16 protein-coding genes are annotated in these 18,963 nt (G+C 70.4%); 14 read left to right on the plus strand and 2 right to left on the minus strand.

Annotated features, from left to right (window positions below; translation table 11 throughout):
• The first annotated feature begins 249 nt into the window (after nt 1-249).
• The 5 genes from JOD51_RS14370 (at nt 250) to JOD51_RS14390 (ending at nt 4,913) form a co-directional block, all read left to right on the plus strand.
• Nucleotides 250-672 (plus strand): pilus assembly protein CpaE, encoded by a 423-nt coding sequence (locus JOD51_RS14370; RefSeq protein WP_204609661.1) that lies wholly within the window; start codon nt 250-252, stop codon nt 670-672.
• 146 nt (nt 673-818) lie between these two features.
• Nucleotides 819-2,684 carry a molecular chaperone DnaK gene (gene dnaK, locus JOD51_RS14375; RefSeq protein ID WP_204609663.1) on the plus strand — a complete coding sequence of 622 codons (1,866 nt, stop codon included), beginning with the start codon at nt 819-821 and terminating at the stop codon, nt 2,682-2,684.
• 3 nt (nt 2,685-2,687) lie between these two features.
• Nucleotides 2,688-3,344, plus strand: coding sequence for a nucleotide exchange factor GrpE (locus JOD51_RS14380; protein WP_204609665.1), 657 nt, complete (start codon nt 2,688-2,690; stop codon nt 3,342-3,344).
• Between the two features lie 30 nt (nt 3,345-3,374).
• Nucleotides 3,375-4,379 carry a DnaJ C-terminal domain-containing protein gene (locus JOD51_RS17410; protein ID WP_204609667.1) on the plus strand — a complete coding sequence of 335 codons (1,005 nt, stop codon included), beginning with the start codon at nt 3,375-3,377 and terminating at the stop codon, nt 4,377-4,379.
• Nucleotides 4,380-4,493: 114 nt separating this feature from the next.
• Nucleotides 4,494-4,913, plus strand: a complete 420-nt coding sequence (locus tag JOD51_RS14390; protein WP_204609669.1) for a heat shock protein transcriptional repressor HspR — start codon at nt 4,494-4,496, stop codon at nt 4,911-4,913.
• Nucleotides 4,914-5,101: 188 nt separating this feature from the next.
• On the opposite strand, the gene JOD51_RS14395 is transcribed toward JOD51_RS14390, so the two are convergent.
• Nucleotides 5,102-5,788, minus strand: a complete 687-nt coding sequence (locus JOD51_RS14395) for a GntR family transcriptional regulator (RefSeq protein WP_204609671.1) — start codon at nt 5,786-5,788, stop codon at nt 5,102-5,104.
• Nucleotides 5,789-5,928: 140 nt separating this feature from the next.
• Between JOD51_RS14395 and JOD51_RS14400 the strand changes: the two genes are divergently transcribed.
• Entirely contained in the window at nt 5,929-7,080 is a 1,152-nt protein-coding gene (locus JOD51_RS14400) for a class I SAM-dependent methyltransferase (RefSeq protein ID WP_259557351.1), read from the plus strand.
• A gap of 69 nt (nt 7,081-7,149) precedes the next feature.
• Here the strand turns inward: JOD51_RS14400 and JOD51_RS14405 are convergent, their stop codons facing one another.
• On the minus strand, nt 7,150-7,983 hold the full coding sequence (locus JOD51_RS14405) for an aldo/keto reductase (RefSeq protein WP_204609673.1): 834 nt from the start codon (nt 7,981-7,983) through the stop codon (nt 7,150-7,152).
• A 230-nt stretch (nt 7,984-8,213) separates the two neighbouring features.
• Here JOD51_RS14405 and JOD51_RS14410 point away from each other — a divergent pair, with 230 nt between their 5' ends.
• From JOD51_RS14410 to JOD51_RS14445, 8 genes are all read left to right on the plus strand, one after another.
• Complete coding sequence (locus tag JOD51_RS14410) at nt 8,214-11,012, plus strand: Ig-like domain-containing protein (RefSeq protein WP_204609674.1); 2,799 nt, start codon at nt 8,214-8,216, stop codon at nt 11,010-11,012.
• A 108-nt stretch (nt 11,013-11,120) separates the two neighbouring features.
• The gene (locus JOD51_RS14415) at nt 11,121-11,549 is read left to right on the plus strand and encodes a DUF3060 domain-containing protein (RefSeq protein ID WP_204609676.1); all 429 of its coding nucleotides are present in this window, start codon (nt 11,121-11,123) and stop codon (nt 11,547-11,549) included.
• 115 nt (nt 11,550-11,664) lie between these two features.
• The gene (locus tag JOD51_RS14420; RefSeq protein WP_204609678.1) at nt 11,665-13,071 is read left to right on the plus strand and encodes a tyrosine-protein kinase domain-containing protein; all 1,407 of its coding nucleotides are present in this window, start codon (nt 11,665-11,667) and stop codon (nt 13,069-13,071) included.
• A 126-nt stretch (nt 13,072-13,197) separates the two neighbouring features.
• Entirely contained in the window at nt 13,198-14,259 is a 1,062-nt protein-coding gene (locus tag JOD51_RS14425) for a polysaccharide biosynthesis protein (protein ID WP_204609680.1), read from the plus strand.
• Nucleotides 14,256-15,344: a polysaccharide biosynthesis C-terminal domain-containing protein gene (locus tag JOD51_RS14430; RefSeq protein ID WP_204609682.1), complete on the plus strand. Its 1,089-nt coding sequence runs from the start codon at nt 14,256-14,258 to the stop codon at nt 15,342-15,344. The genes JOD51_RS14425 and JOD51_RS14430 overlap by 4 nt, the downstream gene beginning before the upstream one ends.
• Complete coding sequence (gene wecB, locus JOD51_RS14435; protein WP_204609685.1) at nt 15,341-16,489, plus strand: non-hydrolyzing UDP-N-acetylglucosamine 2-epimerase; 1,149 nt, start codon at nt 15,341-15,343, stop codon at nt 16,487-16,489. The genes JOD51_RS14430 and wecB overlap by 4 nt, the downstream gene beginning before the upstream one ends.
• The gene (locus JOD51_RS14440) at nt 16,486-17,751 is read left to right on the plus strand and encodes a hypothetical protein (RefSeq protein WP_204609687.1); all 1,266 of its coding nucleotides are present in this window, start codon (nt 16,486-16,488) and stop codon (nt 17,749-17,751) included. Before wecB ends, JOD51_RS14440 begins: the two co-directional genes overlap by 4 nt.
• Nucleotides 17,748-18,962 (plus strand): MATE family efflux transporter, encoded by a 1,215-nt coding sequence (locus JOD51_RS14445; protein WP_204609689.1) that lies wholly within the window; start codon nt 17,748-17,750, stop codon nt 18,960-18,962. Before JOD51_RS14440 ends, JOD51_RS14445 begins: the two co-directional genes overlap by 4 nt.
• Nucleotide 18,963 lies beyond the last annotated feature (1 nt).

The following is an 18,963-nucleotide window of genomic DNA, read 5'->3' on the forward strand; positions in this document are numbered from 1 at the left end:
GACGTCGTCCGACACTCCGCCGCCTCGTCGGCCACGGCCGGGAGGCACGGCACCGGTCGCCCGGGCGTCGTCGCGTCGCGCACGCGGACCGGCGGGCGGTCGCGCGTGGGGATGCTCGGTGATGCTAGTACGGCTGCCCGGCATCGCGGTCCGAGGTGGGGAACGCGCGGTCCACCGGGGCCGACGTGCGCGGTCACGTGCCACGGGCCTCCCGGCCGGGCCGGGCCCGCGAGTGCCAGGGTGGAGCGCATGATCAGCGCCGAACTCGCCCGTTCCCTGCGTGACGCCGGCCTCCGCTGGCACCCGGACACCGGCGACCGCTTCGTCATCGACAAGCCGGGCGTCGACGAGGACGTCTACACCGTGTCCGAGATGACCGTCGAACGGCACGACCACCCGACCGGCACGATCCTGGGGTTCAACGGGACGACCGAGTGGGCGCTCGACTCGGTGACGGCGGAGGAGTCGCTCTGGCTGCCGCGCGAGGACCAGCTGCGCGAGCTCCTGGGTCCCGCGTTCGTCGGACTGACCCGGACGGTGACGATCGGCGGCGGCGTCGTGCACACGGTGACGGCGCGGATCGCCGAAGCGGAGCGGGTCTTCACGGCGGCGGACCCGGCGATCGCGTACGGCGAGGCGCTGGCGGCGTACATCACGGCCGCGCTCGACTGAGCCGCCGACCGGCCAGCACCGGTGACTTGAGCCGCCCTGGCGCAACTTCTGCCCACGCACCTTGACGCCCAGCCATGGCGGAGTAGAGTTGAGTCCATCGGACGCAAGTCCGAGCAGACTTTGCACCACTACCGAAAGGGAGTCCCATGGGACGCGCAGTAGGAATCGACCTCGGAACCACCAACTCGGTCGTCAGCGTGCTCGAGGGCGGTGAGCCCACCGTCATCGCGAACGCCGAGGGCCTCCGCACCACGCCGTCGATCGTCGCCTTCACGAAGGACGGCGAGGTCCTGGTCGGCGAGACCGCCAAGCGCCAGGCCGTCACGAACGTCGACCGCACCATCGCCTCCGTCAAGCGCCACATCGGCACCGACTGGACGACCGACATCGACGGCAAGAAGTACACGCCGCAGGAGATCTCGGCCCGTACCCTCGGCAAGCTCAAGCGCGACGCCGAGCAGTACCTCGGCGAAGACGTCACCGACGCGGTCATCACCGTCCCGGCGTACTTCAACGACGCCGAGCGCCAGGCCACGAAGGACGCCGGTGAGATCGCCGGCCTGAACGTCCTCCGCATCATCAACGAGCCGACCGCTGCAGCGCTCGCGTACGGCCTCGACAAGGGCAAGGAAGACGAGCTCATCCTGGTCTTCGACCTCGGTGGCGGCACGTTCGACGTCTCCCTGCTCGAGGTGGGCAAGGACGACGACTTCTCGACCATCCAGGTCCGTGCGACCTCCGGCGACAACCGCCTCGGCGGCGACGACTGGGACCAGCGCATCGTCGACCACCTGGTCAAGAAGTTCAAGGCTGACCACGGCGTCGACCTGTCCACGGACAAGATCGCGAAGCAGCGCCTCAAGGAAGCCGCCGAGCAGGCGAAGAAGGAGCTGTCGAGCCAGCTCAGCGCCAACATCCAGCTGCCCTACCTCACGCTCACCAGCGAGGGCCCGCTGAACCTCGACGAGACCATCTCGCGCGCACAGTTCGAGCAGATGACCTCCGACCTGCTCGACCGCACCAAGAAGCCCTTCAACGACGTCATCAAGGAAGCGGGTGTGTCGGTCAACGACATCGCGCACGTCGTCCTCGTCGGTGGCTCGACCCGCATGCCCGCCGTGGCCGAGGTCGTCAAGTCGCTGAGCGGCGGCAAGTCCCCGAACCAGGGCGTCAACCCGGACGAGGTCGTCGCCGTCGGTGCCGCGCTGCAGGCCGGCGTGCTGAAGGGTGAGCGCAAGGACGTCCTGCTCATCGACGTCACCCCGCTCTCGCTCGGCATCGAGACCAAGGGCGGCCTGATGACGAAGCTCATCGACCGCAACACCGCGATCCCGACCAAGCGCAGCGAGACCTTCACCACCGCCGACTCGAACCAGCCGTCGGTCGCGATCCAGGTCTTCCAGGGCGAGCGTGAGTTCACCCGTGACAACAAGCCGCTCGGGACCTTCGAGCTCACCGGCATCGCCCCGGCGCCCGCGGGCATCCCGCAGATCGAGGTCACGTTCGACATCGACGCCAACGGCATCGTGCACGTGTCCGCGAAGGACAAGGGCACCGGCAAGGAGCAGTCGATGGTCATCTCCGGCGGCTCCTCGCTGCCGAAGGAGGACATCGAGCGCATGGTCCGCGAAGCCGAGGAGCACGCGGCCGAGGACAAGGCCCGCCGCGAAGCCAGCGAGCGTCGCAACCAGGCTGAGCAGCTCGCGTACTCGATCGAGAAGCTCATCAAGGAGAACGACGAGAAGCTCCCCGCGGACGTCAAGTCCGAGGTGCAGGCCGACGTCGACGCGCTGAAGTCCGCCCTCGCGGGTGAGGACGACGACGCCGTGAAGACCGCCTTCGACAAGCTGAACGAGTCGCAGGGAAAGCTCGGCCAGGCCATCTACGCCCAGGACCAGTCCGCTGGCGCAGCCGGTCCGGACGCCGGCGCCGACGGCCAGCCCGCCGGTGACGACGAGGACATCGTCGACGCCGAGGTCGTGGACGACGAGGACGACAAGGACAAGAAGTAACCGATGGCTGACCCGAACAACGACACCGGCAACGTCGACGACGCCCAGGACCCGCAGGTCGAGGGCGACGCCACCAACGCGACCGAGCCCGAGGACCTGATCGAGGCCGAGGGTCCCGACGTCGAGGTCCCGGTCGACGCTCCCCCCGCCGGCGGCCCCGCCGACGACCTCAGCCCGGAGGACGAAGCCCTCCTCGCCGATGCCGCCTCCGGCATCGCCGAGGACCGGCTCTCGCCGTCCGACCGCGACCTGGTCGCGGAGATGCGGACGGACATGCTCCGTGCGCAGGCCGAACTGGTGAACTTCCGGAAGCGCGTCGAGCGTGACCGGGACGCCAACCGCGAGGTCGTCATCGCCGAGGTCGTCCGGGCACTGCTCCCCGCCCTCGACGACCTGAACCGTGCCGAGGCACACGGTGACCTGACGGACGGTCCGATGCACGTGATCGCGCAGAAGATCCGCGGCGGGTTCGACCGGTTCAAGCTCGTGCAGATCGGCGAGAAGGGCGAGTCCTTCGACCCGAACGTGCACGAGGCCATCGTCCAGCTGCCCACGCCGGGCGCCACCAGCCAGACCGTGGCGGACGTCGTGGAGCCGGGCTACAAGCTCGGCGACCGCGTCATCCGTGCCGCCAAGGTCGCGGTGGCGGTCCCGGCCTGAGCGCCGGCGACGGAAGAAGGGAGGTGAGCCGTGGCCAGTCAGGACTGGTTCGACAAGGACTTCTACGCCGTGCTCGGGGTGTCGAAGGACGCATCCGAAGCTGAGCTCAAGAAGACCTACCGGAAGCTCGCGCGGCAGTACCACCCGGACTCCAACCCGGGTGACGCAGCCGCCGAGGCGAAGTTCAAGGAACTCAGCGAGGCGTACTCCGTGCTCTCCGACAAGGAGCAGCGTGCCGAGTACGACCAGGTCCGCGCCATGGGCTCCGGCGCCCGCTTCACCGCGGGTGGTCCGGGTGGCCAGGGCGGCTTCGAGGACGTCTTCGGCGGCATGTTCGGCGGCGGCCAGGGCGGCGGCGGACAGCGCGTCCGCTTCGGTCAGGGCGGCGGCGGTGCCGGCGGCTTCGAGGACATCCTCGGCGGCATGTTCGGCGGCGGCGGCTTCGGCCAGAACACCGGCGGCTTCCGCGGCTTCGGTGGTCCGACGAAGGGGCGCGACGTCACCGCGACGACGACCCTGGACTTCGCCACCGCGATCGCCGGCGACACCGTCAAGCTCGCGCAGGGGAACGGCCGGCAGGTGAACGTCCGCATCCCCGCGGGCGTCGCCGACGGCCAGAAGATCCGGCTGCGTGGGCGCGGCGAGCCGAGCCCCGACGGCGGTGAAGCCGGTGACCTCGTGGTCGCCGTCACCGTCCGGAAGCACCCGGTGTTCGAGCGCGACGGGCTGAACCTGCGGATCGACGTCCCCGTGACGTTCGTCGAGGCGGCACTCGGCGCGACGATCGAGGTCCCGACGCTCGGCGGTCCGACCGTCAAGCTGCGCGTCGCCCCGGGCACACCGTCCGGGCGCGTCCTGCGCGTCAAGGGCCGCGGGGTCACGACCAAGAACGGCACCGGCGACCTGCTCGCCACCGTCCAGGTCGCGGTCCCGTCCCACCTGTCGGACAAGGCACGCGAGGCGCTCGACGCCCTCGCGGCCGCCCTGCCCGACGAGGACCCCCGCGAGGACATCCTCGCCAAGGCACGCGGCTAGCGTCGCGTCCCTCCCGGCCGGGAGGCACGGTGCGGCTCCGTCAGGAACCGGCACCGAGCCTCCCGGCCGGCCCCCCACACCGACACCTGCGAGACCCGACGGAAGGAGCGCTCGATGGCCGATCTGGACGAGCACTCGCCCGTCTTCGCGATCGCGGTCGCCGCGGAGCTCGCGGAGATGCACCCGCAGACGCTCCGGCAGTACGACCGCCTCGGGCTGGTCGTCCCCGGCCGGACCCGCGGTGGATCCCGCCGGTACTCGATGCGGGACATCACCCAGCTCCGGGAGATCGCCCGGCTCGGCTCGGAGGGGGTGTCCCTGGAGGGCATCCGCCGGGTGCTCGAGCTCGAGAACGAGAACTCACTGCTGCGGGCACGTGTCCGCGACCTCGAACGCGCCCTCGCCGACCAGCTCATCAGCCGGCCGGGCGCCCGGGTGTTCGCGGCGACCGCGACCGGCGCCGCCGTCTCCCTCCGCGCCGGTGCCCGACCGCAGCGCAACAACGCCGTGGTGCTCTACCGCCCGCAGCGCTGACCGTTCCCGCTGACCGCATCGCGGCTCAGGGGGCCGTGTCGTCGTCGAAGAGCGCGTCGAAGTCGCCGCTGACCGAGCTGCACGGCGGCACCGGACGCACGCCCTCGGCCGGGCCGGACGCTGCACCCGCGACGCGACCGCACCGCACCTGTCGTCGCAGCCGGACGACGACGCCCTGGAGGCACGCCTCACACACGCCCGCACCCGGCGTCGTCGTCCCGGTCCGGATCAGGACCTGCCGGGTCCGGCAGCAGGTGCGCTGACCAGGTCGCCCGCTCGGCCAGTCGGCCGTCGCGGACATCGACCGCCACGCGCAGGGCGATGAGGCTGTTCCGGATGTCCGGCCACGGCAGGGCCGACTGCAGGTCACGGTGCCGGAGCCGGAACACCAGCCCGTCGAGCGAGCCGCGGAGCGCCGCCGTCACCATGGGGTTCCGACACTCGTCGATGAAGGTGCGGTAGATCGGCGTCGCGGCGTCCGCAGCGGGCTGCCACGACGGCGCCTCGAGACAGTCGAGCAGCACGCCGAGCCGCCGGAAGACCGCACTGCGACTCCGCTCACCGAGCCGTGGCACCGTGATGCGGACGACACCGCCGAACAGCAGCCCGAGGGCCTGCAGGGCCGGGACGACGTCCTCCTGCGCCGGCACCGCCACCCGCGTGTAGCGGTTCGGTCGGAGCTCGACCAGCCCGAGGTGCGCCAGGTCTGCCAAGGCCTCGCGGACCGGCGTGCGCGAACACCCGAGACGCGTGGCGAGCTCCTGGTCGTCGAGGCGCTCCCCGGGCTCGAGCGATCCGCCCATGATCTCGGTGCGGAGGCGGTCACGTGCGATGTCGCGCAGCAGCGGCCTGGTGTCGTGTCGTGGCGGGAACATCGGCCCTCTCGCTGCTCAGTCGGGCCCGGACCGTCCGGGATCTCCGAGCGTAGGGTGCAGAACGGTCTGTGTCGCGTGTGACATACCACCGGACCCGGCAGTGCGCCTGCGCACCGGCCCTGCCCGGCTACCCTCAGCAGGTGCCGTCATTCGACTTCGCGGACCACTTCCGCCGCTCCCCTGCCGACCGTGGGCCCGACCTGATGACCATCGACGGCACCGACCGGTTCCTGCTCGACGAGGCGCCGCACGTCCACGGCGACGCACTCCGGCAGCCCGGCGAGGTCGCCGTCGTCGACGACCGGTACGGGGTGCTGACCCTCGGGCTGCTGTCCCTGCACGGAGCCGACGGCATCCGCGTCGTGCAGGACTCCCTGACGAGCGAACGGGCACTCGGTGCTGCCGCCGGCACGTTCGGACGCCGCGGGTTCACGCATCCCCGGAGCCTCGAGGACGCCTTCCGGAACGTCCGGCTCGTCCTGCTCCGCCTGCCGAAGTCGAACGACCGGCTCGACGAGATCGCGCGGGCCGTCGCACGCTGGGCCGCCCCCGACGTGGTGCTGCTCTGCGGTGGCGTGAACAAGCACATGACGCTGTCCCAGAACGACGTCCTGCGCCGGTACTTCGGTGACGTCACGGCGTCCCGCGGCCGGGGCAAGAGCCGACTGCTCGTGGCGCAGGACCCCCTCGCCGCAGCCGCCGCCCGCGCCGCCGTCACCGCCCCGTGGCCCCGACGGGTACACCTCGACGAACTCGGCATGACGATCGTCGCGCACGGCGGGGTGTTCGCCGGCGCCTCGCTCGACCTCGGCACGCGGGTGCTGCTCGAGGCGATGGACGACGCGGTGCCGTCGGCCCGGACCGCCGTGGACCTCGGCAGCGGCAACGGCGTCATCGCGGTCGAGCTCGCACGTCGACGACCGGCGATCCGGGTGATCGCGACCGACGTCACCTCGACGGCGGTCGACTCGACCACCGCGACCGCCGAGGCGAACGGCGTCGCCGACCGGGTCCGGGTCCTCCGCAGTGACGCCGGCGACGAGATCGACTCCGGCAGCGCCCAGCTCGCGCTCTGCAACCCGCCCTTCCACGAGGGCACCACGGTGAGCACCGACGCGGCCGAGGCGATGTTCCGGAACGCGGCCACGATCCTCCAGGCCGGTGGCGAACTGTGGTGCGTCTGGAACTCGCACCTGCGCTACCGGCCGGTGCTCGAACGCCTGGTGGGCCCGACCCGACAGGTCGTGCGCACCGCGAAGTTCACGGTGACCGCCTCGGTCGCTCGCGGCTGAGCACGGGACGACCACACGACGACGCCCCCGCACCGGATCGGTGCGGGGGCGTCGTCGTGCCGGATCGGACTACGCCGGGACGTAGTCGAACGTGTCGGGGTCCGGGCCGGTGCGGTGGCCCTTGTCGAGCACCGTGATGTCGGTCATGTCCTCGTCGGAGAGCTCGAAGTCGAAGATCGCGAAGTTCTCCTCGACGCGCGAGCGGGTGACCGACTTCGGGAAGACGACGTCACCGCGCTGGATGTGCCAGCGGAGGACGACCTGCGCCGGGGTCTTGCCGATGTTGCCCGCGATGCGGGTGATGGTCTCGTCGTCGAGCACGAGGCCCTGCGCGATCGGGGACCAGGCTTCGATCGCGATGCCGTGCTTACGGCCGTAGGCGCGGAGCTCGTCCTGCACCAGGTACGGGTGCACCTCGATCTGGTTCACGGCGGGGGTGATCGTGGTCTCGGCTGCGAGGCGGTTGAGGTGGTGCACCTCGAAGTTGCTGACGCCGATCGAGCGGGCGGTGCCGCCGCGGTACAGCTCCTCCATCGCCTTCCACGTCGGGACGAAGTCCGAGACGGTGGCGAGCGGCCAGTGGATGAGGAACAGGTCGGTGTACCCGCCGAGCAGGTCGGCCGACTTCTTGCCGTTCTCGGCAGCGAGCTCGGGGTCGTGGAAGCCGTTGTTGAGCTTCGACGTGACGAAGATCTCCTCGCGCGGGATGCCGGACTCTGCGATGGCCTCGCCGACCTCCTTCTCGTTGCCGTACATCTCGGCGGTGTCGATGTGGCGGTAGCCGACCTCGAGCGCGGTCAGCGTCGCGGCCTTCGTCTCGGCGGGGTCGATCTGGAAGACGCCGAAGCCGAGCTGGGGGATCGTGCTTCCGTCGTTGAGCGTGATGTTCGGAACGGTAGTCATGGTCCCCATCCAACTCCTCGGTCCTCAGCGGGCGCTCCGGGAGCTCCCAGGGGGGACCGGTGGATCTCCCCCACCCGCTCCTCGTGCTCGTGCCGACGCTTCGCACCTGTCATGCCGTATGTGTATGTGGTATATTTGTGCTTCGCCGCATTGCCGCGGCTCGTTCCGCTCCCGGACCGCGTTCTCGCGCAGCCCGGGACGTCCCATCACGAACAGAGAGACACACACGGATGTCCAAGAAGAACACCGTCGCGAAGCTGGGCGCTGGCGTCCTGGCCGCGGCGACCGTCATGAGCGGGTTGAGTTTCGGCGTCGTGCCGGCCGGCGCCGCGACTGAGACACAGGCGTCGTCGATGCATGAGTACGAGGTGGGCGACAAGGGTGCAACACTCCAGCTCATCGCGAAGACCAACAGCGGCTACAGCTACCTGCCCAAGGCGACTCCCGCCGATGAGGTCGGGGGTAACAGGTCGGCCGACACACTCGAAGAAGCCAAGCAGAACGCAGCCGTCCTCACGGCGCACTTCAGCAAGACAGTGGACGGTCGGGACTACTGGCAGCTTCGCACCACTTCTCCAGAAGCAGGTCCGAAGTGCCTCCTTGTCGGGCTCACCGACGGAACGCCCACGACGGGCCTCGGCCCGTGCAGCACCAACCCGTGGTTCGACTTCACTGCAGAAAAGGGCACGATCCGGGCACGACGAGGAGTCTCGTACGGAGTTTATGTGACGTCCGACCTCAACTGGACCAGGTGGGGTACGTACTTTTCGAACACGAGCTCTGCTCCGAAAGACAACACGTTCGTCGGGATGCCGACAACCCTTGAAGGCCTGACCGCCGACGTGCAGGATGTCAACGTCGAGGCCGGGACAGCGCGCCTCGACGGCGTCGCAACGAGCGAAACGACCAGCGTCGACATCTCCTACACCGACAAGAACAAGCGCGACCGCATCTTCACCGCCGACGCGGCTGACGGCAAGTGGACGCAGCAGCTGACCGACCTCGCGCTCGGCAAGACGACGGTGCACCTCACCGCCTACAACGGTGCAGAGGTCGTCGCCGAGAACGACATCGAGGTCGACCTGCCCGTCACCCCGCTCAAGGTGGACGCACAGCTGTCGACCACGAACGTCGCGATGGACGCCGAGCTCGTCGGCACCGCGACCCGCGAGACCACGGTCAACGCGTGGGACGGTGACCGGAAGGTCGCCACGGGCATGAGCAAGGACGACGGCTCGTTCCAGATGCAGGTCGACGCGCCGAACCGCGCCGGCGACTGGGACCTCCGCGTGACGCAGGAGATCCGCAAGGAGCAGGCCACCGAGCAGGCCGTCACGATCGGGTACGGCGAGGGTGTCTCCATCGCCAGCCCCGCGGACGGCTCCGAACTCGACCCCGGCAGCCGACTCGTCGTCTCGGGCAAGGCCCAGGCCGGATCGATCGTGCAGGTCTACGAGCGCGACAAGCCGAAGGTCGTCCTGGGGCAGATGACCGCGACGAACGGGTACCGGATCACGCTGAACGGCCTGGAAGACCGCGAGTACGACCTGGTGGTCAGCGCGCTCTCGAAGGGCAACAACGTCACCACCGCCGAGGTGACGGTGAACCCGGGCAAGTCGACCGTGACCGCCCCGACCGCGACGGTGGCGTTCGACGAGGACGACCTGTCCGCGAAGGCCACCGTGTCGGGTACCGGTGCTGCCGGCGCCACGATCACGGTGAAGGACGAGGACGGCACGACCCTCGGCACCACGAAGGTGTCCGGCACGAGTGGGACCGGCGACTGGTCCCTGCCGATCGACCCGATCGGCCCCGGCAAGCACGCCCTGACGGTCGAGCAGACCGGCATCGAGGGGACGCAGACCGCCACCGCGGAGGCCGACTTCGGCGCAGCGGTGTCGCTGAACGGCCCCGCGACGTTCGCCGACGGCACCATGGACGTCACCGGTACCTCGTCGAAGGGTGCGCAGGTGTCGATCACGACCGGCGGCAAGACCATCGACACCTTCGAGGTCACGAATGAGGACGGCACCTTCGACCGCACGCTCAAGGGCCTCGGCGCCGGTGCGATCCAGCTCACCGCGACCGCGAAGTCCAAGGGCGGTCTGACCACCACCGACACGCTCTCCGCGACGGCGCCGATCCCGGCCGAGTCCGTCCAGATCGGCTCGCACGTCAAGGACGGCACGTTCGTGCCCGGCCCGCAGCTGTTCACCGGTCGCGGAACCGTCGGCGCGACGATCACCCTGAACGTGCACGGGTTCTCCGCCGCGAACGCGGGGTACAACCTGACCACCACCGTCGACCAGTTCGGTGAGTGGGAGATCCAGCGCGCTCTCGGTGACACGACCTACCCGCTGTTCTCCGTCAAGCAGACCGCGCAGGCCGGCGTCGTGAACGAGCTGACCAACTGGAACCTCCGCCCCTACAAGGAGATCGGCGAGCCGGGCGACCTGCAGCTGACGAACTTCAAGGACGGGGACTTCTTCAACCCCGGCGACCAGACGTTCTCCGGCAAGGCCACTCCCGGCGCGACGATCCGGTTCAACCCGTTCGGGCTCGACAACCCGGCCGTGGCTGCCTACGACATCGTGACCACGGCGGATGCCAAGACCGGTGTCTGGACCATCCGCCGTGCCCTCGCGAACACGAACTACGACCGGATCGCCGTCCGTCAGGAACCCGCCGTCGACGGCCACGTGAACCAGGTGGACGACATCCGGGTCGCTCCGTACGGGTGGCTCGGCGCACCTGCTGACCTCACGGTGACCAGCCCCACTGCGGGCAGCACTGCCGCAGCGGGTGTCCAGACGTTCACCGGGACCGCCCGGCCCGGGACGACGGTCACGGTCTACGTGTGGGGTGACAACCCGGCCAGCCCCACGACGGGTGTCGCCGACGCGCGCGGCAACTGGCGGATCGACCGTCCGATGGGTTCCTACGCGACGCCGTACAACGTGCGCGTCGTCCAGGACCACGCCGACGGCAAGGTCGACACCGTCCGGGTGCCGCTCACCATCACCCCGTGACGCCCTCGGTCGGGGCTGGCTGACGACCACCGTCAGCCGGCCCCGGCCGCCTGCCCACGTTTCCCTCCCGCCCCGCGCCAGGGGTGTTCGAACACCGAAGGACCGATCATGCAGACCCGAGGCATCGCACCTGCGCTCCTCCTCCTCCTCAGCGCCACCGCACTCCTCCTCACCGGCTGCAGTGGGCAGTCGACCGACCACGCTGCGGAGAAGCCGACGGCCTCGGCATCCGCCTCGGCGCCGGCGGGCGACTACACACCTGCGCCGTACGAGAACGCGTGCGACGGCGAGCAGGCCGTCATCAGCGGGACCGCGGGCAAGCACGAGATCAAGAAGTGCGACGCCGTCGCGGTGGCGTCCGACGGCGGCAGGATCACCGTCGGCACGGCCCGCACGATGGTCGTCGAGGGCAGCGACAACGACATCACCGTGGCGTCGCTCGAGTCCCTCACGCTGCTCGGCTCGAACAACGCGGTCCACGTGACCGGTGACGCGCCGTCCGTCGACGACCAGGGTGACGGCAACACCGTCGACTGACCCACGACGACGACCACGAGCCGGCCGAGCATGCTCGGCCGGCTCTTTCTCTGCCAGAATTTCAGTTTTGCATGTCACATGCTATGCAGGACGAACCGATGCAGACAGGATGCACATGGACCTCCCCGACCTCCTCCACTCGCTCCGGCGCCGCTGGCCGATCGCCGTCGCCGGGCTCGTCCTCGGCACGACCGCCGGATGCGCCGCACTCGTGCTCTCGACCCCGACGTACGATGCGACCGCTCGCTTGTACGTGACCGTGGCGTCGTCCGAGACCGGCTCGGCGACAGACCTCGTGCAGGGGGGCAACGCGGCCGAGCAGCGTGTGCGCTCCTACGTCGACATCATCACCACGCCCCGCGTCCTCCAGCCGGCCATCGACGAGCTCGATCTCGACACCTCGGCGCAGGACCTCGCCCGCCGTGTCCGCGCTGCTTCCCCCAACGACACCGTGTTGCTCACCCTCACGGTGAACGACACCTCGGCGAAGCGAGCCGCGGCCACCGCGAACGCGATCAGCGCGAGCTTCACCACGCTCGTGGCCGACGACCTCGAACAGGCCGGAGCCGGCGGGACGAACCCGGTGTCCATCAGCACGGTCCAGCCGGCCCTCCCGCCCGAAGACCGAGCGTCCCCCCAGATCTCACGGACCCTGCTGCTCGGGATCGCCGGTGGTGCTGCCGTGGGCGTCCTCGGTGCCCTGCTCCGCGATCTCCTCGACACCCGGATCCGCGGTCGTGCCGAGGTCGAGTCCGTCACCGACCGACCGGTGCTCGGGACCGTGCCGAGGTCGAAGGACCTGGAACGCGCTCCGGTGTTCATCCAGGGCAACCTGCGCAGCGCCTTCGCCGAGTCGTTCCGGGCACTCCGGACGAACCTGCGATTCCTGGGCAGCACGGGGACGGGCCGCGTGTTCGTCATCACCTCGGCCAACGCGAACGAGGGCAAGACGACCACTGCGGTCAACCTGGCAGCAGCACTCATGGAGGGTGGCGCCCGCGTCGCGATCGTCGACTGTGACCTCCGACGCCCAGCGGTCGGGGCACGGCTCGACCTCGACGACCACGCGGGGCTGACCGACGTGCTGATCGGCCGGGCCGAGCTCGACGACGTCCTCCAGCCCTGGGGAGACACCGGCCGGGTCCTGCTGTCGGGTCCGATCCCGCCGAACCCGGCGGACCTCCTCGCGTCGACCGGGATGGCGGAGATCCTCGCCGAGCTCGCTGCGGACAACGACTACGTGATCGTCGACACCCCGCCCTTGCTCCCCGTGACCGACGCTGCGATCCTCGCGACGTCGACCGCCGGCGCGATCGTGGTCACCGCGGCGGCCAAGTCCCGGACCAACGAGCTCCGCGACGCCCTGGCGATCCTCGAGCGCGCGAACGCCCACACGCTCGGTATCGCCATCAGCATGGTGAAGACGCCGTCCCAGCAGTACGGCTACTCGTACCACGGCGACGCTCCCGAGCTCACGAAGGACGACCTGCACCCCGTCCGGGGCGTCCGCGTCGCGGACTGACGCCAGTCCTAGCCACCCACGGGCAGTACCAGCAGGCACGGCCCGCCCGGCGCCTCCCGGCGGAACACGCGACCAGCGACCCGCCCAGCGCCGACACCACCACCCAGTCGAGACAGGACCACCACCATGACCATCAGCACCGATTCCCTCATCGGCTCCCGCGTCCTCGTGACCGGCGGCACGGGCTCCTTCGGCAAGACCGTCACCAGACGCCTGCTCGCCCGCGGCGTCGGCGAGGTCAGGATCCTCAGCCGAGACGAGGCGAAGCAGGACCAGCTCCGGAACGAGCTGAACGACCCCCGCGCCCGTTTCTACCTGGGCGACGTCCGCGAGCCGGAGAGCGTCGGTCGCGCGATGCGCGGTGTGGACCACGTCTTCCACGCGGCCGCGCTGAAGCAGGTGCCGTCGTGCGAGTTCTTCCCGCTCGAGGCGGTCCGGACGAACGTACTGGGCAGCCAGAACGTGGTCGCCGAGGCGGTCAACGCCGGTGTCCGTTCGGTCGTCTGCCTGAGCACGGACAAGGCCGTGTACCCGGTCAACGCGATGGGCATCAGCAAGGCGCTCATGGAGAAGGTGGCGCTGTCGTACGGGCTCAACAACCACGACGCCGAGACGACCGTCTCGTGCGTGCGGTACGGCAACGTCATGTACTCGCGGGGCTCGGTCATCCCGCTCTTCGTGGACCAGATCCGGCGGGGACAGCAGCTCACCATCACGAACCCGGAGATGACCCGGTTCATGATGTCGCTCGACGACAGCGTCGACCTGGTCGAGCACGCCTTCGTCCACGCGAACCAGGGCGACCTGTTCGTGAAGAAGGCCGCATCGTGCACGATCGGCGATCTCGCACGCGCCCTGGCCAACCTGTTCGGGGTCGACGGAGACCCGTTCCGGGTGATCGGGACGCGGCACGCCGAGAAGCTCTCCGAGGCACTCGCGAGTCGTGAAGAGCTCTCCCGCGCCGAGGACATGGGCGACTACTTCCGCATCCCCGCGGACGTCCGGGACCTCAACTACTCCGCCTACGTCGACGAGGGCGACCTCATGCAGACGGAGCGTCTCGCGTACGACTCGCACTCGGTCGAACGCCTCGACGTGTGCGGTGTCGAGCAGCTCATGCTCTCACTGCCGGAGATCCGTGCCGAACTGGCCTCCGCCGGACGGCACGTGGTCGGGGTGGCCGCGTGATCGCGATCAGCGGTCGGGGCGGCCTGGTCGGGTGGCACCTCCGAACGGTGCTGCACGCGCACGGGCGGTCCTGGCGCGACGTCGACCTCCGCGCGACGGTCCCGGTGGTCGACGGCGCGGGAGCGGACGGGACCCCGATCGAGACCGCGATCCACGTCGCCGGCATCTCCCGCGGTCCCGAGCAGGACGTCCGTGACGGCAACACCGAGCTCGCCCGACGGTTCGTCGCTGCGCTCGAACGCGCCGGGGCGCGACCCCGCCGTGTCGTCTACGCGAACACCGGCATGAGCGGGACGACCCCGTACACGGAGGGCAAGGCCCGAGCCGGAGAGGTCCTGGCCGCGGCGGCGACACGGTGGGGTGCCGACTACGTCGACGTCGTCATCGACAACGTCTTCGGTGAGCACGGGACGCCGTACCACAACGGTGTCGCGCTGACCTTCTGCCACCGCATCGCCCGGGGCGAGCAGCCGCAGGTGGACTCGACCGACGTCCGGACCTTCGTCCACGCGCAGGACGTGGGCGAGGCGCTCGCGGGCATGATCGACCAGGCCGAGCTCCGACGCCGCGGCACCACGCTGGCGATCCCCGAGCTCGCCGACCGGATCGGCGCGCTCGCGACCCCGTACCGACGTGGTGAGTTCCCGGTCCTCCACAACGCCTTCGAGCGTGACCTCTTCAACACGTACCGCTCGTACGCCTTCGCCCTCGACCCGGTCCACCGGCTCGGTCCGGCCGTCGACGGACGCGGCTCCTTCACCGAACTCGTCCGCGCACACGGCAGCGCAGGACAGACCTCGATGTCCACAACCGTGCCCGGAGCCACCCGCGGCGACCACTTCCACCGCCGCAAGGTCGAGCGCTTCGTCGTCGTCCAGGGCGAGGCGCAGATCGTCCTCCGCCGCGTGCTCACGGACGAGCGCCAGGTGATCCGCGTGACCGGCGACGAACCGGTCGCCGTCGACATGCCGACCCTCTGGGCCCACTCCGTCAGGAACACCGGTGACGTCCCCCTCGTCACCGTGTTCTGGGCCGACGAGCTCTTCGACCCCGCCCGACCCGACACCCACCAGGAACCAGCATGACCACGCAGCCGAAGCCGCACCGCACGAAGGTGCTCACCGTCGTCGGGACCCGCCCCGAGATCATCCGACTGTCCCAGGTCATCCACCTGCTCGAAGCCACGTGCGACCACGTCCTCGTGCACACCGGGCAGAACCACGACCGGCAGCTGAGCGACGTCTTCTTCGACGAGCTCGGCCTCCGTCTGCCGGACCACCGCCTGTCCATCGACACGTCGTCGCTCGGCGCGGTGCTCGGGGACGTCCTCCGCGAGACCGAGCGGGTCCTGCGCCTCGAGCGTCCCGACGCCGTGCTGGTCCTCGGCGACACGAACAGCGCCATCGCGGCGCTGATGGCGAAGCGCATGCGCATCCCCGTCTTCCACATGGAGGCCGGCAACCGGTCGTTCGACGAGAACGTGCCGGAGGAGACCAACCGCCGGATGGTCGACCACGTCGCCGACTACGCCCTCGTGTACACCGAGCACGCACGCCGGAACCTGCTGTCGGAGGGCATCCACCCGTCGCGCATCGTCCTCACCGGCTCGCCGCTGTGCGAGGTCCTCGCTGCGCACCGTGCCCGGATCGACGCGAGCGACGTCCTCGACCGGTTGTCGTTGCGACCGGACGGCTACGTCCTGGTCAGCGCCCACCGCGAGGAGAACGTCGACGACCCCGAGCGTCTCACCGCGCTGCTCGCGGCGGTCCAGGCCGTGGGCGACGAGCACGACCTTCCGGTGCTCGTCTCCACGCATCCGCGGACCCGTCGCGCGCTCGCGGAGGTCGAGGTCGCCCGCCACCCCCGTCTCGTGTTCCACGAGCCGTTCGGCTTCCACGACTACAACGCGCTGCAGCGCTCGGCGTTCGTGGTGCTCTCCGACTCCGGCACGATCAGTGAGGAGTCCGTCATGCTCGGGTTCCCGGCGGTCACCCTCCGAGACCGCATCGAGCGCCCCGAGGCCCTCGACTCGGGCGCGATGGTCACCGCCGGCGTGACGCCCTCCTCCGTGACGGAGGCGGTGCGGTTCGTACGCGCGGGCGTCAGCACCCCTCGATCGGGAGGCCCGGTCGAGTACTCGGTACCGGACACCGCCCGGCGCGTGGTCGCCTTCATCCTCGGAACGGCGCACGCGCACCACGCGAACGCCGGGATCCGGCGACGGCAGTGAACGCGACGCGATCCCTCGGTCTCCGTGTCGCGCTGCGCTTCCCGACGACGCTCGTCATCTCCGTGCCGCACGTCCTCGTGTTCCTGCCCCTGGCGATCTGGAACGACAACCCCGGCACGGACTTCATCGTCCAGATGTGGGGGATCGCCGTTGCCGGCACCCTCGTCGTCGAGGCCTCGGTCGCCCTCGTCATCGCCGCCGAGCGTCGATCCGGCCGGGTCGCCCCGACGGCGTCGACACCGGATCCGTCCACGCGCTGGGAGCCGCAACGAGTGGCGACCGTCGCGCGCACGGTGACGATCATCTCCGTGGTGGCGAACCTGACGAGTGCCCTGCTCGGTGCCAGCACGCTCCGCTCCCAGGTCGACGCGGTCCTGCCGTCCGGCGCCGCGAGCATCCTCACGCCGTTCGCCTCCTGGGCCCAGGTCGCCCTCGCGCTGCTCGTCGCGGCGCGGTTCCTCGGAGGACTCAGCCAGGTGGCGGTCCTCCGGTGGATCGGAGTCCTCCTCCTCGCGCAGATCGCCGTGGCGTCGATCCTGACCATCACGGCACGGGCCGTGAGCTTCCTCGTCCTGCTGGTCGTGCTCGCGTTCCTCACGAACCTGGTGCCCCGGGCCTGGATCGCGGGCGGGATCGGGGTCCTCGCGGTGCTCTGGCCGACCGTGTACGCCGTGCGGAACCAGCTGCGGACCGCGCACGGCATCGACGTGGACGCAGACGTCTCGGCGTCCGACCGCCTCCGGTTCGACGAGCAGATCGTCCGAGCCGCGCAGTACGGCCCCGGTCACGACCTCGGCCAGCCCGGCCTGTGGGACAGCCTGCGGTACGGACTGGTACCGCGGGTCCTCGACCCCGGCCGCGCCGGCGTCTCGTCCGGCAACCTGATCAACGAGTACCTCGGCGGAGTGGACTTCTCCGCGTACACGTTCCTCCCGGTCGCGACCGCCTGGTTCTTCTGGGGCACCTTCACGGTGGTCCTGCTCTACGCCGCTTGCGCCGCGGCCGTGATGGCGCTGCGACCGTGGCGTGCGATCGCGAGACGGCCGTACGCCGTGGTCCTCCTGACGCTCATGCTCGGGGGACCCCTCGCGTGGTTCAGCACACCCCCGGACACGACCATCGCGCTGTTGCAGACCCTGGTCACCACCCTCCCGGTGTTCCTGGTCCTGCACCTCTGGGCGCGGCGGTCGGAACCGCCGGTCCCGCGAGACGTCGGACGACCGTCCTCAGAGCGCACCGACGTCGTGGCGGCGGCGTCGTGACCGTCCGTCGGTCGGCGGGTGGACGAGCAGCGGCTGCACTCGCCGTCAGCGCGCTCGCGAGCCTCTCCGGTCTCCTCGTCGCCGTCGCCGTCGCGCGGACGTCGAGCACGGTCGACACGGGGAAGTACGGGATCGCGACCTCGGCGCTGCTCCTCGTCACGGCACTGGCCCGGTCGGCCGTCACCGATCCGCTCGTCGCCGATGCGGGGAGGACCCCCTCCGGCACGAGGTCCCTGGGACGTGCGTCACTGATCGGTGTGTCCGGTGCCGTCGTGCTCCTGGGCGTCGGCACCACGACGGTGTCCGAGGACCTGCTCATCGCCGCCGTCGCTGCCCACGGCCTCACGGTCCGTGAGTGTGTCCGCGCCGTGCTCGTCGCCATCGGGTCCGCCCGCACGGCCGTCGTCCTCGAGGCGACCTGGGCCGCGGCGAGCGCCGTGGCGTTCCTCGGCACGCTCGCGGGCGCCTGGGGCGGGAGCGTCGCCTTCGCGCTCTGGGCCGGCAGCGGCGCCGTGCTCGGCTACGTCGCCGCGGCGCGGACCGGTTCCGACCTCGTGCCCGTGTGGTCACGGACCCCGGTGCCCGGGGAGCGTTCCGTGGCGTTCGCGTCGGACACACTGATCGGGAGCGGTGTCGTCCAACTCGTGACGTGGATCGCGACCGCCATCGGTGGGCTCTCGATCGCAGCAGCGCTGCGTGGCGCTGGCACGCTCGCCGGCCCGGTGACCGTGGGGTTGTCCGCCGCGCGGGCCGTGCTCATCCCCCGCACGCTCCGGCACCTCGAATCGACCGGCGGCGTCCGCGGCCTCGTGGTGGACACCGCGCTGATGACCGCGCTCGCGCTGCCGGCGCTCACCGCCCTCTCGTTCATCCCCGACCCGATCGGCCGCGCTCTGCTCGGTGACACCTGGCGACTCGTCGCACCGATCCTCCCGCTGACCGCGCTGGAGTTGTTGTTCCAGCTCGTCGCTGCGGTGCCGGAGTCCGCGCACCGAGCGCTGGGCCGCGGTGGTCGGATCGTCGCCGTCCGGTCCGGGTCCGCAGTGGTCCGGATCCCGGTCGTGGTCCTCGCAGCGCTGTCCGGCCTCGACGCCGTCGTGGCCGCGGCGGCGGTCGTCACGATGCTCAGTGCGACTGCGTGGTGGGTGAGCCTCGCGACCATGTCCCGTCCGACCCCCAGCCACCGGGTGCTCCCCGATGTGGCGACCTGAT

Source organism: Curtobacterium herbarum, assembly GCF_016907335.1.
Classification (GTDB): Bacteria; Actinomycetota; Actinomycetes; order Actinomycetales; family Microbacteriaceae; genus Curtobacterium; species Curtobacterium herbarum.